This window comes from Paenibacillus sp. FW104-T2, assembly GCF_058789975.1.
Genome location: NZ_JBYTCE010000031.1, coordinates 1 through 14,299 on the forward strand (window position 1 = coordinate 1; position 14,299 = coordinate 14,299).

General features: G+C 45.1%; 21 protein-coding genes. 2 read left to right on the forward strand and 19 right to left on the reverse strand.

Going from position 1 to position 14,299, the window contains the following annotated elements:
* Window positions 1–512: 512 nt before the first annotated feature.
* Both AC3WQ3_RS26445 and AC3WQ3_RS26450 read right to left on the reverse strand, forming a co-directional pair.
* Window positions 513–743 (reverse strand): hypothetical protein, encoded by a 231-nt coding sequence (locus tag AC3WQ3_RS26445; RefSeq protein ID WP_095293396.1) that lies wholly within the window; start codon window positions 741–743, stop codon window positions 513–515.
* A 207-nt stretch (window positions 744–950) separates the two neighbouring features.
* Window positions 951–1,568, reverse strand: coding sequence for a stage II sporulation protein M (locus AC3WQ3_RS26450; RefSeq protein ID WP_492474164.1), 618 nt, complete (start codon window positions 1,566–1,568; stop codon window positions 951–953).
* A 121-nt stretch (window positions 1,569–1,689) separates the two neighbouring features.
* Between AC3WQ3_RS26450 and pdaB the strand changes: the two genes are divergently transcribed.
* Window positions 1,690–2,466 (forward strand): polysaccharide deacetylase family sporulation protein PdaB, encoded by a 777-nt coding sequence (pdaB, locus tag AC3WQ3_RS26455; RefSeq protein ID WP_492474165.1) that lies wholly within the window; start codon window positions 1,690–1,692, stop codon window positions 2,464–2,466.
* A 148-nt stretch (window positions 2,467–2,614) separates the two neighbouring features.
* Here pdaB and AC3WQ3_RS26460 read toward each other — a convergent pair whose 3' ends face one another.
* Window positions 2,615–3,232 (reverse strand): KinB-signaling pathway activation protein, encoded by a 618-nt coding sequence (locus tag AC3WQ3_RS26460; protein WP_492474166.1) that lies wholly within the window; start codon window positions 3,230–3,232, stop codon window positions 2,615–2,617.
* A gap of 125 nt (window positions 3,233–3,357) precedes the next feature.
* On the opposite strand from AC3WQ3_RS26460, the gene gerD reads away from it, so the two are divergent.
* Window positions 3,358–4,134: a spore germination lipoprotein GerD gene (gene gerD / locus AC3WQ3_RS26465; protein WP_154896974.1), complete on the forward strand. Its 777-nt coding sequence runs from the start codon at window positions 3,358–3,360 to the stop codon at window positions 4,132–4,134.
* Between the two features lie 113 nt (window positions 4,135–4,247).
* Here gerD and AC3WQ3_RS26470 read toward each other — a convergent pair whose 3' ends face one another.
* From AC3WQ3_RS26470 to AC3WQ3_RS26545, 16 genes are all read right to left on the reverse strand, one after another.
* The gene (locus AC3WQ3_RS26470) at window positions 4,248–5,348 is read right to left on the reverse strand and encodes an Mrp/NBP35 family ATP-binding protein (RefSeq protein WP_336784367.1); all 1,101 of its coding nucleotides are present in this window, start codon (window positions 5,346–5,348) and stop codon (window positions 4,248–4,250) included.
* A gap of 79 nt (window positions 5,349–5,427) precedes the next feature.
* Window positions 5,428–6,183, reverse strand: coding sequence for an N-acetylmuramoyl-L-alanine amidase CwlD (gene cwlD, locus AC3WQ3_RS26475; RefSeq protein WP_095293402.1), 756 nt, complete (start codon window positions 6,181–6,183; stop codon window positions 5,428–5,430).
* A 68-nt stretch (window positions 6,184–6,251) separates the two neighbouring features.
* On the reverse strand, window positions 6,252–6,377 hold the full coding sequence (locus tag AC3WQ3_RS26480) for a hypothetical protein (protein ID WP_492474167.1): 126 nt from the start codon (window positions 6,375–6,377) through the stop codon (window positions 6,252–6,254).
* A gap of 120 nt (window positions 6,378–6,497) precedes the next feature.
* Window positions 6,498–7,190, reverse strand: coding sequence for a phosphoadenylyl-sulfate reductase (locus AC3WQ3_RS26485; protein WP_492474168.1), 693 nt, complete (start codon window positions 7,188–7,190; stop codon window positions 6,498–6,500).
* A gap of 617 nt (window positions 7,191–7,807) precedes the next feature.
* Entirely contained in the window at window positions 7,808–8,200 is a 393-nt protein-coding gene (gene rpsI / locus AC3WQ3_RS26490) for a 30S ribosomal protein S9 (RefSeq protein WP_056697740.1), read from the reverse strand.
* 19 nt (window positions 8,201–8,219) lie between these two features.
* Window positions 8,220–8,657: a 50S ribosomal protein L13 gene (gene rplM, locus AC3WQ3_RS26495; protein WP_127540947.1), complete on the reverse strand. Its 438-nt coding sequence runs from the start codon at window positions 8,655–8,657 to the stop codon at window positions 8,220–8,222.
* A 204-nt stretch (window positions 8,658–8,861) separates the two neighbouring features.
* Window positions 8,862–9,635: a tRNA pseudouridine(38-40) synthase TruA gene (gene truA, locus AC3WQ3_RS26500; RefSeq protein WP_127540945.1), complete on the reverse strand. Its 774-nt coding sequence runs from the start codon at window positions 9,633–9,635 to the stop codon at window positions 8,862–8,864.
* Window positions 9,636–9,793: 158 nt separating this feature from the next.
* Window positions 9,794–10,159: a 50S ribosomal protein L17 gene (gene rplQ, locus AC3WQ3_RS26505; protein WP_017692102.1), complete on the reverse strand. Its 366-nt coding sequence runs from the start codon at window positions 10,157–10,159 to the stop codon at window positions 9,794–9,796.
* Window positions 10,160–10,193: 34 nt separating this feature from the next.
* A complete protein-coding gene (locus AC3WQ3_RS26510) occupies window positions 10,194–11,138 on the reverse strand; it encodes a DNA-directed RNA polymerase subunit alpha (protein WP_024633566.1) in 945 nt (314 codons plus the stop codon).
* A gap of 136 nt (window positions 11,139–11,274) precedes the next feature.
* Window positions 11,275–11,670, reverse strand: a complete 396-nt coding sequence (rpsK, locus tag AC3WQ3_RS26515) for a 30S ribosomal protein S11 (protein WP_017692100.1) — start codon at window positions 11,668–11,670, stop codon at window positions 11,275–11,277.
* A gap of 19 nt (window positions 11,671–11,689) precedes the next feature.
* The gene (gene rpsM, locus AC3WQ3_RS26520) at window positions 11,690–12,058 is read right to left on the reverse strand and encodes a 30S ribosomal protein S13 (RefSeq protein ID WP_095293406.1); all 369 of its coding nucleotides are present in this window, start codon (window positions 12,056–12,058) and stop codon (window positions 11,690–11,692) included.
* A gap of 20 nt (window positions 12,059–12,078) precedes the next feature.
* Entirely contained in the window at window positions 12,079–12,192 is a 114-nt protein-coding gene (rpmJ, locus tag AC3WQ3_RS26525; protein WP_003333770.1) for a 50S ribosomal protein L36, read from the reverse strand.
* A 150-nt stretch (window positions 12,193–12,342) separates the two neighbouring features.
* Complete coding sequence (infA, locus tag AC3WQ3_RS26530; protein WP_017692098.1) at window positions 12,343–12,558, reverse strand: translation initiation factor IF-1; 216 nt, start codon at window positions 12,556–12,558, stop codon at window positions 12,343–12,345.
* A gap of 3 nt (window positions 12,559–12,561) precedes the next feature.
* A complete protein-coding gene (locus tag AC3WQ3_RS26535) occupies window positions 12,562–12,870 on the reverse strand; it encodes a KOW domain-containing RNA-binding protein (protein ID WP_095293407.1) in 309 nt (102 codons plus the stop codon).
* Between the two features lie 10 nt (window positions 12,871–12,880).
* Window positions 12,881–13,633 carry a type I methionyl aminopeptidase gene (map, locus tag AC3WQ3_RS26540; protein WP_127540943.1) on the reverse strand — a complete coding sequence of 251 codons (753 nt, stop codon included), beginning with the start codon at window positions 13,631–13,633 and terminating at the stop codon, window positions 12,881–12,883.
* A 4-nt stretch (window positions 13,634–13,637) separates the two neighbouring features.
* Complete coding sequence (locus tag AC3WQ3_RS26545) at window positions 13,638–14,282, reverse strand: adenylate kinase (protein WP_095293409.1); 645 nt, start codon at window positions 14,280–14,282, stop codon at window positions 13,638–13,640.
* Window positions 14,283–14,299 lie beyond the last annotated feature (17 nt).

A 14,299-nucleotide genomic window follows, 5' to 3' on the forward strand; every position in this document is an offset into this window, starting at 1 on the left:
AAACTCTCCAATAAAGTATTGAAAAGAGCGATTAGCTCATTTTGAATCTGACGAGATTAAAAATCTCATTTTTGCTTTGAAATCATACAGTCAAATGACTTGTACCGATTTCTCAGCATCGATCTTACAAGTAAGATCGTTACTCACTCGTTGTTCAGTTTTCAAAGATCAAACATTCAATTTATTGCTGTTTTTCATGTTGTCGTCGTTTTCAGCGGCGACTTTTATAATATATCATGTTCAGTTCCACTTTGCAAGTACTTTTTTTCAGAAATGTTATTCATTCCTTTTGCTGCAGGTACTTGTTTTGGTGGTTTGTCCTAAAAAGGAACGAAAATTAATTTATCATATCTAAACCAATAGGTCAACCCTTTTTCGACAATTTGTTATCATTCACGTTATTCCATTCATAGATTCGTCCTAAGTAGTTATGGAGGTACAGCGCTGGCTGTAGCGGTCCGCACCTCGCTCATCAATTAATACTGCATGTTTGAAGATCTGTACCATGCTTCTTACGGTTTAGACTTTTTGAGTTTGCCACTTCTTGCGTATTTGGACAGCTCCTTGGGCGGAGCGAATCGAGCATACATGCGGAATACTGTTTTGTATCTACTCGCTATAGCGTATTTGATCTCCTGGTCGAGGCGATTATCACTGAGGTCAAACAACATCTCATCCAGCTCTTTACGTAACACATAATCGAGTTCCTTACATTCCTTCTCGTTAAACAGCATACCCAGCATTAAGAGTTCTCCTTTTTCTGCATATGGATAAGGCGCGCCTTTATATTTGTATATTGAATCCCACACTCTCTAAAGTCAGGGTTATATTAGACGCGCCGATTTCAGCCCCTATGGGTTATAAAATACTCTTACCTATGGGATTGCTGAAACCCGTTTTATTGTTATGGTCAACTTTCTGAAAATTTATGAATGTCATTCCATACAAATTTATCCACGCACAATACTGAAGGTAATCGTACTTTCGATAATGGCTGCAATAAACAATAGGATAATAACCCAGCACGACGCAGTTAATGTCTTCTTCAAAAAAGTCTCCCACTGTTTTCCTAACCCCTGACGTTTGGCACTTCCAAGTTCAATGAGGCTTCTGGATGCCAGTCCCCCAAACTTGAGACCAAAAGCACAGGCAATGATAATGACGGGAATTTCTATAATTCCGTGCGGTAAAAGTCCCTTTACCACGATATCAAAAAGACTGGCTCCATTATCTGTGGTGATATGCACTAGAAAACCAATAACCATTCCGTTAATTACTAAAAATATAACAGGCAATATTCCAAAGAAAATTCCTGCATAGATCACGAGCACACTTTTGATGGCATTATTAAGAAAGATAAAGATAAAGAAATTCCATTGCACATTTCCGCTCTGTTCGAGCTGTCTGCTTACCTCTTGAAGTCCGCCTATCTGGTTCAATAATATGTCCTGCAGTGGCCCTGTACTTACCCATCCAGCTCCTATCCCTGCAACAAACAATATAACCGACCAGATTAATGCGTTACGAATGGATCCCAGATCCCTTAGAAATGTACTGAATTTTAACATGATAACCTCCTAATGACTGAAGTTGATGGACAAACAAATTTCTCATGCGAATAACTGCGCTGTACGAGCATACATTGGAGAGTAAACAAGCATTTCTTATGGGAGAGGGGCGCTTATTGAAATGAACTCGTTCTATGTATTTAGCGGCAAAAAGATTAAACGTTTCCTGATTGTGCTGGCTGCTGCCGTCTTTGCTATCGGGATTATTTATCTGGAAAGCGGCAATGTTTCAGTATTCTCGGAGGATTCACCGTCGGCTGTCTACAACGTACCCACAGAGAAAAAAGTAATTGCACTTACATTTGATATTAGCTGGGGCGATAAGCGCACGGAACCCATCCTTAAAGTGCTGCAGGATAACAAAGTAGAGAAGGCTACCTTCTTCTTATCCTCCCCTTGGAGCAAGACACACCCCGAGATTGTAACCTCCATCAAGGATGCGGGATACGAAATTGGCAGCCACGGACATAAGCACGATAATTACAGCACCATGACTGAAGAAGAAATTCGCAAGGAAATTTCGACTGCTCATAGCATTTTAACCGATTTAACGGGAAAAGAACCGAATCTGCTTCGTCTGCCCAATGGGGATTTTGACAAACGCGTACTTCAAGTAGCCAGCAGTCTTAACTACCAGGTCGTTCAATGGGATACCGACTCACAGGATTGGAAGAATCCAGGTGTACAAACCATCGTAGATCGGGTAGTCAGCAAAGCGCACCCTGGAGATATCGTACTTCTACATGCGAGTGATTCTTCCAAACAAACTCATGAAGCACTGCCAGTCATTATCGATAAATTAAGAAATCAGGGATATGAATTCGTAACCGTCTCCGAACTGCTGAATCATTCCAGTGCCAAAGGTACAGAAGTCCGTGATCAAGCCAGTGCTCAATAACACTAGCAAGATTTACAGTTAAACTATAGGCTTTGTATTCAATATTCAATTCTGAAGGTTTCGCATCACATTGGCAGCATAAATGAAAAGAGCTAACCAGGTTAGCTCTTTTTCGCGTTTTATTAAAAGATCCAGAATAGCTTCCTTCTTATGCTTGCTCCGTTCTCCCGCTCACGGCCTGCTCTGCAGAACCATCCACCAGCTTATGTAATATTAGCATTTGGTATGCATTACATGCCAGCAACGGGACCACAATAAAGGTGGTAGCGGCATTTACATCGATTCGGAGCACACCGATCGTCTCCACCACGGTTACTGCAATCATGAAAAAGAGCGTTGGGATCATTGCCGAGATATGTGTCTTTTTCACTTTCACGTAAGCGGTAACAATTGCAGCTGCCAAAATAATGATTCCAAGTACGATGTCGGATAAACGTTCTCGTCCGCCTCCGACAAACAAACGCAAAAACATGACGTCAAGTAAAGCGAGCACGGTTAAAACAAGCTGAACGATCTGCCATCCGCGTTTCGGAAATACACCTTTGCCCATATAATTCAGTATCAAGTAAGCGAAAAAACCCATCTGAGAATACACACTAATCATCACCCCTGATCCAAATAAAATCAGGAGATACAGCAGAAAATCGAAAATTCCGTTCGTTCTCTCCCCGTTTACCAGCATCATAATGAGACCTGTTACTAGCGATCCGGCTGCTCCGATAAGTAAGGCTGTCCAAAATAGGAAAAACCATTTACGTAAATTCAAATGTTTTCCACCCCCGAGAGTTTATTTTACCAACCTTCTCAGCAAAAAACCATCACCATTCAACATATTTAGTGCTTGCCCATCACATACTAAATGCAGTATCTAATCAAGGAGGGGTTATGCACATGAAACGGCCTTTGTGGCAGCTAAGCTGCGCCGTATTGGGGCTATCCGTCATGCTTGCCGGCTGCGGTTCAGATCAGAATTCTTCGCCTCCTCAAGGCAGTTATAAAGAGATGAAAACGATGGTCGTGGATATTCTGAAAAGTGATGAAGGCAAGAAGGCTGTAGAAGAAGCTCTAACTGGCCAAAGTTCCTCCGGGGGTGGCGGCGAAGGTGGAGATTCCGAACAAAGTGGCGGCGGATCGGGTGGCGGGTCTGGAACCATCGGTATGAAAATGTTAATGCCCATGCAATCTTCAGAACAAATACGTATTGCTGTTAAAGATACCATCACGGCTCCCGAGTACCAAAAGGAATTCGAGAAAATCATGACAGATCCACAATTTGCAAGTGAATTTGCCAAAGCCATTAACTCGCAAAGCAAGCAGCTGCATATGCAGTTGATCAAAGATCCCACTTATCAAAAATCGGTTGGGGATATCATGAAATCACCGGAAGTGTCCAAAATGTTTATGGACATGACCAAAACTCCAGAGTATCGTAAACAGACCATGACCGTAATGCAAGAAGTCATGCAGAATCCGCTATTTCGGATGGAAGTGCTCACGCTGCTCAAAAAAGTAGTACAGGAAGAACTGCAACCAAAAGTTGAATCCGGCGGTCAAGAACAAGGCGGACAGCAGGAGGGCGGCGGCGGCCAAGAAGGCGAAGGTGGTGGCGGCGGCGACAGTGGAGATGGCGGAAGTGGTGGTGACTCCGGAAGTGGCGGAGGATCATAATCCCTGTCGAGACAGTTAATCCTGATTTCAGGAACGGAACCATGTTATACGTTATAAAAGCCCGCATCCGATGGATGCAGGCTTTTTGATGTTGTGCTAATTGTTTCAATATGCTAAAACTTAGTCTCAATTGTCTGCGCTACTTCATCGTATATGGCACCGATGCGTGTATCAGCCTTATATACAGATGGCGAGAAATCAGGCTCCGATGGATGATTGTCCGGTGAACCGAGAGGAATCTGTGCGAGCAGCTCTGTGTGCAGGCTTTCCGCAAGACGTCCACCGCCCCCACGACCAAAGACATAGTCTTTCTCTCCACATTTGCCACATTCGTAATAAGCCATGTTCTCTACAACACCCAGCAGCTCATGCTCGGTCTGAATCGCCATTGCACCCGCTCTCGCGGCTACAAATGCTGCTGTTGCATGCGGCGTTGTCACGATGATCTCCTTGCTCTGTGGCAGCATTTGATGCACATCCAGGGCTATGTCACCTGTGCCTGGAGGCAAATCAAGCAGCATGTAGTCCAGTTCTCCCCAATTTACATCTGTAAAGAACTGACGCAGCATACGACCCAGCATAGGACCACGCCAGATTACAGGGTTATTTTCACGAATGAAAAATCCCATCGACATCACTTTCACACCGAAACGCTCGACCGGCTGAATGATTCCATCCTCTACAACTGGGTATTCTTCAATCCCCATCATATCAGGTACACTGAAACCATAGATGTCCGCATCAATTAATCCAACTTTTTTACCTTGCCGAGCGAGGGCAGCAGCCAGATTCACTGTGACTGTAGATTTACCTACCCCACCTTTGCCACTTGCTACTGCAATATAGCGAACACCCGATTCAGGGCTTAATAACTCATGACCATCCAGACCTGCTGCGTGGCCTTTTACAAGCACTTCTTCGTCATTCTGCTCATTCCCAGGTTGTCCTGCATTCACAATCTCTCGTTCATGTTCTGATGCTGCACGCAGGCGTATATGTACATCCTGAATCCCATGTTGAGACAATAGGTTACGTGCGGCATCACTAAGAGCAGTTGTATCCTCAGTCTGATTGTCCAATGTAACAATGGTCAATGCCACATGATTTTCTTTTACCATGACATCACGAATCCATTGAAGCTCGGTCAGACTCACTCCCAATTGTGGTTCCTGTAAAGGTTGCAATAGTTCAAGTATCTGTTCTTTTGATATCATCAGACAGCACCTCAGCTTTATCTATTGGCATGTAATTAGGTATGCTGTGTTAATTATAACATTCTCCTTCTCTTTGTAACTAACTTTTGGGACGTTCCCCTGAGGAATACCTCAATATTCCATTATAGATGGAAGCGGCTACTTTACGCTGATATGCTTCATCGGCAAGAAGACGTGCCTCATCCGGATGAGATAAGAAACCAACTTCTACGAGAGCAGACGGAATTTTCAATGCTTGAAGCAGATATACGGTATTTACCGTTTTTGCAATTCGATCTGTATTTTCAAGATTACGAATCATCTCTTGCTGCAACAGATTGGCCAAGCCTTCATTGTCGGGGTGGTTGGGTGTATAAAAGACCTGTGCGCCACTCCAGCGGTTCGAAGGGACACTGTTCATGTGAATGCTGATAAACAGATCTGCCTGCTTGTCTTCAATTCTTCTTACTCTTTGCTTAAGATCTTCTGTCTTCCGTTTGGAATATCCTCTGGTATCTGCCTCTGCAAGATCTGTGTCAATCTCTCGTGTCATGACCACCAGTGCTCCAGCTTGCTGCAGATAGTCCCGTACATACAAAGCAATCGACAAGTTGATATCCTTCTCGATGACCCCCTGCTTGCTCACAGCCCCCCCGTCTGGTCCACCATGCCCTGCATCAATCGCGATGACTTTACCTGCTAACGGCAGCCCCCAATATCCGGACGTCTTCGATGAAGGAAGTTCATACGTCACCACAGCTACCAACATCGCAAGAAGACATAGGCTTAGCAGCACACGCTTTACTGTACGCAACCGGATCCATACCACAAAATGCTTCCCCATATTTTTACGCATAAAAAAACCACCTCGTCCCTATAAATGACTCTAATCATCTATATGGGACAAGATGGACAAATATACCGTTAGGAGCGGACTTGCTCCGCCATTCCCTCAATCAGCACTTCAGCTACCTCAGGACGAGTAATTCTGGTGGCGGGTACTCCTCCATCACGGAGCTGACCACGCACTTTTATACCGAATAACGTCATAGAGGCAGAAGCGATGTCATTTTGTCAGCTCCCTAAATTCTCTTCATAGTGGAGGTTCGATAGAGAAATGTTCAAAGCTAAGATGTAAGGGCTAAGGATGTTCCCGCTATTTCGAATACTTTATTTATGAAGTCCGCATTCTGTTTTATCATTACCGGACCATCGTCCTGCACGCGGATCTTCACCTGGCATAACTTGACGGGTGCAATATTCACAACCAATGCTCGGATAGTTCTGATCATGGAGAGGGTTATATACAACGTTATTGGCCCGAATATAGTCCCACACATCCTCAGAAGTCCAATGAGCGATCGGGTTAAATTTCATAAGTCCAAACTTCGTATCGTATTCCACCTTCTTCGCATTAGCACGAGTCGGTGCTTGATCTCTGCGAATTCCCGTGATCCAAGCATCATACTTGGAAAGAATACGTGTCAGCGGCTCAACCTTGCGAATATTGCAACAAGCATTAGGATCCGATTTCCACAATTCCTCTCCATGTTGGGCCGCCTGTTCTTCAGGCGTAATTTTGGGAGAGACACGCACAAAATCCATATTGTATTTCTCTTTCATAAGATCACGAGTCTCATACGTTTCCTTGAAGTGAAAATCAGTGTCGAGATAAAAAACATCCGTAGATGGACTTACCTTCTGCAGCATATCTACAAGTACAACATCTTCCGCACCAAAGCTGCATGCAAAAGTGATATTTGGGAATGTCTCAACAGCGTAACGGATAATATCCTCAGGGCTTGCGTTTTCCAATTCTTCTGCTTTCGTCCGAGCAAGGTTTTCTTTTTCCAACAAGTTCATTCTGAATTTCCCCCATTCTGCTTTTCCCGAAAACTTTAATGCCGACCAATCTAATAAGAATTATGTATAGTATAAATCTTTCAGGGGGGATGTCAATGCCTGCCACATGGTAAAATGATTCATTTGCAGCCCATTTTTGTGAGTGGATTACCAAGCATTTTGTGAATACTTAGATTCTCTTTAGGTTCTCTTCAAATAAGTCCATTGCAATTAACTTAAGCAGGAAAGAAGGTATTAGAGTCCAATTTGCTGTGCTAATCGTGAAATCCTTTGTCCCTACAAGGTTATCAGGATTAAACTGCACTAAAATCCAGAATGATAATGCTTGTGCTAAGACCAAATATGAAATGCAAAGGAACCAAGCGTGCATGAAAAAATTTGAATTCTCTGTGCATACATGTAAGTGACTTTTATTGAATTCATAAGAAAAACTGATGATTGGGGTCTCGCGTAACCCTGTCCGAAATGATCTATCTTCATCCAAATCTAAGATGAGAAATAAGGCATGTTAGATCATATACATATGACAAACTGTTTGCGCAATCCTTGGAACAACTAATCCACGTTTTATAGACAACAAAAAACCTCTGGCCGAGGCCAGAGGCTTGTAATACATATTAACGTTTGGAGAACTGAGGAGCGCGACGAGCGGCTTTGAGACCGTATTTTTTACGTTCTTTCATCCGTGGGTCACGAGTCAGGAATCCTGCTTTTTTCAGGGAAGCACGGTATTCCGGATCTGCTTTGAGCAGAGCGCGGGAGATACCATGACGGATTGCTCCAGCTTGACCGGAGATTCCGCCACCATGAGCGATAACCAAAACGTCATAGTTGCTAAGCGTTTCTGTCAAAGTCAGTGGTTGTTTTACGATCAGTTTGAGTGTTTCCAAACCGAAGTATTCATTAATATCACGTTTGTTGATGACAATGCGTCCTTCACCCGGTACAAGGCGAACACGAGCTACCGAATGTTTACGACGACCTGTCCCATAGTATTGTACTTGTGCCATGAAACTGTCCTCCTTTTAATTAACCGCGAAGTTCGTAAACTTCTGGTTTTTGTGCTGCATGTGGATGCTCAGTGCCTCTGTACGCTTTAAGTCTCAGCTTCATTTTTTCGCCCATGCGAGTTTTAGGAAGCATACCGCGAACAGCCAATTCCAACATACGTTCCGGTTTGTTTTTAACCATATCTTCTGCAGAAGTTACTTTCAAACCACCTGGGTGCATCGAGTGACGGTAGTATTTCTTGTCTTGCATTTTTTTACCAGTCAATACGATTTTCTCAGCATTGATGATAACTACGAAATCGCCAGTGTCCACATGTGGAGTGAATTGTGGCTTGTGTTTGCCGCGGATCAAAGCAGCTGCTTCGCTCGCCAAACGTCCGAGCGTTTTGCCTTCGGCATCAATGATGTGCCATTGGCGCTCAACTTCGTTAGGCTTCGCCATGTACGTTGTACGCATGAAAAGTTCCTCCTTAAAATGTTCAAAATCTCATTTTCATTTATCTTCGTTCATTAAGTGATAACTTTAGGTGTTGATGGATAGTTGTTGCGATGTGACGCTCTTAATTGGGGCTGTGGGAAAGCCATTAAGAAAACACAACTTTTATATTACATGATAGGAGGTTAAATCGCAAGTGTTAATTAAGCTTTTCACTCACCAAATTTAATCTTTTTTGTATTCAAGATCCCAGAGCATTAAACCGCAACTTACCGCAGTTGGTCCTGCAGCAGAGCGATTACATGCGGCAATCATATTCGGTACATCAGAGGCTTTCCGTTTGCCCTCTCCGATCTCCAGCAGTGTACCTACAATAATGCGAACCATATGCTGCAAAAAGCCGTTGCCGCTCACATAAATATGAATGACTCCCTGATCGCGCGGATGATCTCTGCACATTGAACGGTCAACCTCTATCCATGCGTCGTATACCGAACGTATATGATTGTCTTTCTGAGACTTGCGGGAAGCAAAGGAGGTGAAATCATACGTACCAATAAAATGACGAAGCCCCTCCTGCATTGCAGTTACGTCTAACCTGGCATGATGATGATATTGCAGCCTTCTGTTGAATACATCCGGAAATTGATTTGCATTGATCGTATAGCGGTACGTCTTCGTTTTCGCTGCATAGCGAGAATGAAACTCAAGCGGTACCTCTATCGCATCAATAACAACAATATCAGAGGGTAATCTAGAATTAAGTGCAATACACCATCGTTCAATCGGGATTTGAGATTCGGTAGCAAAGTTGAAGATCTGCCTCCGAGCATGAACACCCGCGTCAGTTCTACCTGACCCCGTTATCTTGACCGTCTCACCTGTCAATGCACGAATGGCATCTTCAAGATGATCCTGAATCGTATTCCCCCCCGGCTGTACCTGGAAGCCATAATAAGCAGTGCCATCATAAGCAAGCGTCATGCACAAGTTGCGCATCATTACCACACCTTTGTTCCATACTATACATACCCTACCCCGAACAGCAAAAGAAGCCCCTTCCGGAGCTTCTATTACAGCACGAATTCCGAAATGAAGTGAAAAAAAGGGTTAATCCAGAATCAACGACTCTGTCCCCTTTCCTCATCTCATCTGTTTTACGCGCGGTCAACCAGTTCCAAGTAAACCATAGGCGCTGCGTCACCACGACGAGGTCCCAGTTTAAGGATACGAGTGTATCCACCTGGACGCTCAGCGTAACGACCGGACAATTCGCTAAACAGTTTTTGGATTGCATCTTGCTCACCATCGATAGTTTCGCGGCGAACATAAGCTGCCACTTGGCGACGGGCATGAAGATCTCCCTTTTTCGCTTTAGTGATCAGTTTTTCAGCAATAGAGCGAACCTCTTTTGCTTTCGCTTCAGTTGTCTGAATGCGCTCGTACAAGAACAGGTCGGTTACCAGGTCACGGAACAAAGCTTTACGCGCGCTGGAATTACGGCCCAACTTTTGGTATGCCATTGTTTTCCCTCCTTCACTTCAAGCACTCAGCTGTCTATTCTTCTGTACGGAGTCCCAGACCCAATTCTTCGAGCTTCTCTTGAACTTCTTCCAAAGACTTGCGTCCGAGGTTACGGACTTTCATCATGTCTTCTTCCGTTTTCGTAGTCAGCTCTTGCACGGTATTAATACCGGCACGTTTCAGGCAGTTGTAGGAACGAACAGAGAGATCCAGCTCTTCGATCGTCATTTCGAGTACTTTTTCTTTTTTGTCTTCTTCTTTTTCGACCATGATCTCAGCATCTTTCGCTTCGTCTGTAAGACCGACGAAGAGCATCAAATGCTCGGTCAAAATTTTAGCGCCGAGGCTTACAGCCTCTTCAGGACGAATACTTCCGTCTGTCCAAACTTCCAACGTGAGCTTGTCATAGTTGGTTACTTGGCCAACACGCGTATTTTCCACAGCGTAGTTAACGCGGCTGATCGGGGTGAAGATGGAATCGACTGGGATGACGCCGATCGGCTGGTCATCGCGTTTATTCCGATCTGCCTGGACGTAGCCGCGACCGCGATTGGCAAAAATACGCATGTGAAGTCTCGAACCTGGTCCGAGCGTAGCAATGTGCAGATCCGGGTTAAGGATTTCCACATCGGAATCAGCACGGATATCTCCAGCCGTGATTGCTCCTTCGCCTTCAGCATCAATCTCGAGCACTTTCTCCTCATCCGAATGAATTTTAAGCGACAAAGCTTTCAGGTTAAGAATAATCTCCGTTACATCTTCCATTACGCCAGGAACTGTAGCAAATTCATGCAGAACGCCATCGATTTGAACCGAAGACACTGCCGCACCCGGCAGTGACGAGAGCAAGATTCGGCGAAGCGAGTTTCCAAGCGTCGTTCCGTATCCGCGCTCCAGCGGTTCTACTACGAATTTCCCATAGGTGCCATCATCGTTGACGTCAACCGTCTCAATTTTCGGCTTTTCGATTTCAATCACTGCAATACCCCTCCTTCAAAACGTCGGTCCTCTATGAAACATTTACCTTCTCTTGCGAAAACATGTAGTAGTATGCCTAAACAACCATTATTAGCAGATTGTGCTGGATTTATACCACACGCAGGGGCAAATCTCATTAGACACGACGACGTTTTGGAGGACGGCATCCGTTGTGTGGGACTGGAGTTACGTCTTTGATCAGGTTAACTTCCAGACCTGCAGCTTGCAAAGAGCGGATCGCTGCTTCACGGCCTGCGCCTGGTCCTTTAACCATAACCTCAACGGCTTTCATCCCATGTTCCATTGCAGCTTTGGCAGCAGTCTCAGCAGCCATTTGTGCAGCAAACGGAGTCGATTTACGGGAACCTCTGAATCCGAGGCCGCCGGAGCTTGCCCACGAAATTGCGTTTCCGTGAGGATCCGTAATGGTAACGATAGTGTTATTGAAAGTGGAACGGATATGTGCCACGCCAGATTCAATATTTTTACGGTCACGACGTTTAGTACGTACGACTTTTTTCGGTTTAGCCATTTTCTCTTATCCCCCCTTATTATTTCTTCTTGTTCGCTACTGTACGACGAGGACCTTTACGAGTACGAGCATTCGTTTTCGTACGTTGTCCACGAACAGGCAGACCACGACGATGACGAACTCCACGGTAACAACCGATCTCCGTCAAACGTTTAATATTCAAAGAGATTTCACGACGCAGGTCACCTTCTACTTTGACCTCTTTGTCGATACTTTCACGCAATTTGCTGACTTCATCTTCCGTCAAATCACGAACACGAGTGTCCGGATTGATGCCTGTAGAGCTCAGAATTTTCTGGGAAGTCGTTTTACCGATTCCGAAAATATAAGTCAAGGCGATCTCAACGCGCTTATCACGTGGCAAATCCACACCAGCTATACGTGCCATTTTACGCTACACCCCCTTCATTAACCTTGTTTTTGTTTGTGTTTCGGATTTTCACAGATAACCATAACATTCCCTTTGCGGCGAATGACTTTGCATTTTTCGCAAATCGGTTTGACCGAAGGTCTTACCTTCATGTGAATTACCTCCTCAAAGTTCTGCTTAGCAAAACTCTCTTCGTAAGCATTGACCTCGTTTTACCATTGTAAAACCGGCTTCGAAGCTTTCGCAAGTTTTGCCGGGCAAAACCCGCTTCAAGCTTCACAGTTCATTGCAACTGTCTACTACTATTTACGGTAAGTTATACGTCCTTTTGTCAGATCATAAGGCGATAACTGAACAACTACTTTGTCACCAGTCAGGATACGGATAAAGTGCATCCGCAGCTTGCCGGAAACGTGAGCGAGAATTTGATGACCGTTCTCAAGCTCAACCTTGAATGTTGCATTCGGCAGCGGTTCAAGAACCGTGCCTTCCACTTCAATGACATCTTCCTTGGCCATTAGTCAGTCTCCTTTCTCTTCAGCTTGAATGTTGGTGGATTCCAGAAACGAATGAACCGCATAGCGGAGCTTTCCGTTTGTCACCCGACCACTCTCGTTTAAACTGTTTACAACCTCGCTGCTGATCATCGGCTGGAGCTCCAGATGAAGAATATTCTTCTTCTTAGGTTGATCAAACTTACGTTTGTCTCCATCCGCTATATACACGAACCTACTGTCCGCTATAGCAACAATTACCGCGGCTTGGTCCGCATTGCGGCCTTTACGGATCTTCACAAGTTGACCGAGCTGCGGATTAGACTGATTATTCATGCCTCATCACCTACGCATTCAGTTTTGTGAAAATTTCCATGCCATCTGGTGTAACTGCTACGGTGTGTTCAAAGTGGGCACATAACGATCCGTCAACAGTAACGACAGTCCAATTATCTTCCAACGTTTTCACATACCGGCTACCTGCGTTAACCATCGGCTCTATGGCCAGCACCATGCCCGCTTTAAGCCGTGGTCCCCGATCAGGAAGACCATAGTTCGGAATTTGGGGTTCTTCGTGCAGATCCGCTCCTATGCCGTGACCGACATATTCCCGAACTACCGAAAAACCGGCATCCTCAATATATTTCTGAATCGCATGAGATATAGTAAACAAGCGAATGTCCGGTTTAACCAGCGCCAGACCTGCGTATAACGAAGCCTCGGTAACGTCCAGAAGACGACGGGCTTCTTCGGAAATACGGCCGACCGGATAAGTCCAGGCAGAATCTCCATGATACCCCTGGTACTGCGCGCCAATGTCAAACGTAACGATATCGCCCTCGTTCAACTTGCGTTTGCCGGGAAATCCATGCACCAACTCTTCATTTACTGAAGCGCACACACTGGCAGGAAAACCGTTATAACCTTTGAAAGACGGCACAGCTCCTTGACTGCGGATGTATTGATCGGCCATATGGTCAAGTTCTCCAGTCGTAATACCGGGAGCGATATGCTCTGCCAAGAGACGATGCGTTTCCGCAACGATTCTCCCTGCTTCCCTCATCAAGCCCAGTTCCGTTTCGGACTTACCAATGATCATTCAATTAACCTCGCAGTAAGGACACGATCTCTTGAGAGACTTGATCAATATCCTGTTCTCCGTTCATTTGACGAAGAAGACCTTTGTTCTCATAAAACGTGAGGAGTGGTGCTGTTTTGTTGATATATTCGTCAAGACGGGTTCCTACGCTCTCTTCGTTATCATCCGAGCGTTGGTACAACTCGCCGCCGCATTTATCACAAATACCTTCCTGCTTAGGCGGATTGAATACGACATGATAAGTGGCGCCACAGTTTTTGCAAATGCGACGACCCGTCAAACGAGCCAGCAATTTGTCGCGGTCCACTTTCAGGTTGATTACATGATCGAGACCTGAGTTCAGTCGGTCCAGGATGCCATCAAGCGCTTCTGCTTGAGACAGGGTTCTTGGAAAACCATCCAAGAGGAATCCTTCTCTGCAGTCGGGCTGCTGCAACCGTTCTTCAACGATGCCGATGGTTACATCATCTGGTACAAGCAATCCTTGATCCATATATTCCTTGGCTTTCAGGCCAATGGGAGTTCCCTGCTTAATCGCCAGACGAAATGCATCGCCTGTTGAAATGTGGGGAATACCGAACTCTTTCACGATGACGTCTGCTTGCGTTCCTTTTCCTGCCCCCGGAGGGCCCATGAATAGGATGTTCACGTTATGTCACTCCCTCC